The sequence below is a fragment of the Microcystis sp. M49636_WE2 genome, assembly GCF_030065375.1.
In the GTDB taxonomy this organism is placed as follows: Bacteria; Cyanobacteriota; Cyanobacteriia; order Cyanobacteriales; family Microcystaceae; genus Microcystis; species Microcystis aeruginosa_C.
The window spans coordinates 1-1,213 of the sequence record NZ_JASJFG010000912.1 but is presented as its reverse complement, the minus strand read 5'-3'; the positions used below and the strand labels follow the sequence as shown (position 1 = coordinate 1,213).

At 38.8% G+C, this 1,213-nt stretch carries 2 protein-coding genes; one reads left to right on the top strand and one right to left on the bottom strand.

All coding sequences use genetic code 11. The annotated features are described in order from the left end of the window. A partial coding sequence (locus PX484_RS20905) for a UPF0223 family protein (RefSeq protein WP_288105358.1) occupies positions 1–195 on the bottom strand: 195 nt, incomplete at its 3' end. Positions 196–564: 369 nt separating this feature from the next. Between PX484_RS20905 and PX484_RS20900 the strand changes: the two genes are divergently transcribed. Then, the gene (locus PX484_RS20900; RefSeq protein WP_287767849.1) at positions 565–1,176 is read left to right on the top strand and encodes a Uma2 family endonuclease; all 612 of its coding nucleotides are present in this window, start codon (positions 565–567) and stop codon (positions 1,174–1,176) included. Positions 1,177–1,213: the final 37 nt, after the last annotated feature.

The window sequence follows — 1,213 nt, the reverse complement described above, 5'->3', positions numbered from 1 at the left end:
TTCTCGGTCGTTTGTCACACAATCCTGAAGATATAAATCAATTAGTTCCTGATAAGAAATTCCTTTTTCTTTTGCTTTTTTTTCAAAGAAATCAATGACATCAATCCTTAAAGGTAAAGTGACCTGCCGCTTGAGTTGTTGAGCAAAAGGATTAGGACGACTTTTCATATTAGCGAGATCATACTCTGATTTCATCAACAATAACCTCGATGAGGACAGTATAGTATTTTGTTTAAATTTAACGACTCAATTATAATACATACAATCAAATTAACGATAGTTTGCTCTTAAAAAATTTTTCTCTCTCACCTCAGAAAAACTGCGATCGCTCTTTCTATTCTATTTTGATAAAAAGCGATCGCTTCCCCACAATCCCTAAAAAATAACCATAAAATTAATTAATAAGTGGGTAGGGGTTAAAAATTATCAGATGCCCCCCTTATTAAGGGGGATCCCCCCGCCTATCGGCACCCCCCTTATCAAGGGGGGCAGGGGGGATCGAACCTAAAATCCATTATTAATTTAATTATAACCAGCCACTTAGAATATCGGAGAAAGACAAACATGATTATCGCTCAAGAAAAACCAACTATTGCGACAGTCACCAAAACCCCTGTCACTTTGGAAGCATATCGGGTGATCGCTGAAACTTCTCAGGAACGTTATGAATATTGCCATGGAGAAATGATTCTTATGCCTGGAGGAACCGCAACCCACAGCGCGATCGCGATCAATATCTCGGTTTTTTTGGGATTTTTATTAAGAGATAGGGATTTTCGTCTGTATAACAGCGATCTGCGGCTGTGGATTCCTGAATATAATTGTGGAACCTATACCGATCTCATGGTTGTTAACCATGAACCAGAATTTAACGGCGATCGCAAAGACGAAATTCTTAATCCTTTATTTATTGTAGAGGTGCTTTCCCCCGCCACGGAAGCCTATGATCGAGGTGATAAATTTAGAAAATATCGTTCCCTGCCAAGTTTTTGTGAATATCTGCTCGTTAGCCAAACTGAACCCTACATTGAGCAATATTTCAGACTCGCACAGAGCGATCGCTGGCAACTACAAACCTACGATCAACTTAGTCAAATAATCCCTCTGGAGAGTTTAAACGTTGAACTTCCCTTGCTAGAAATTTATCGTCGTGTTAGTTTTGCCGCAGCCTCATAAATCCCTTAATCCGATTAATAACCTTTCTATTTTGTTT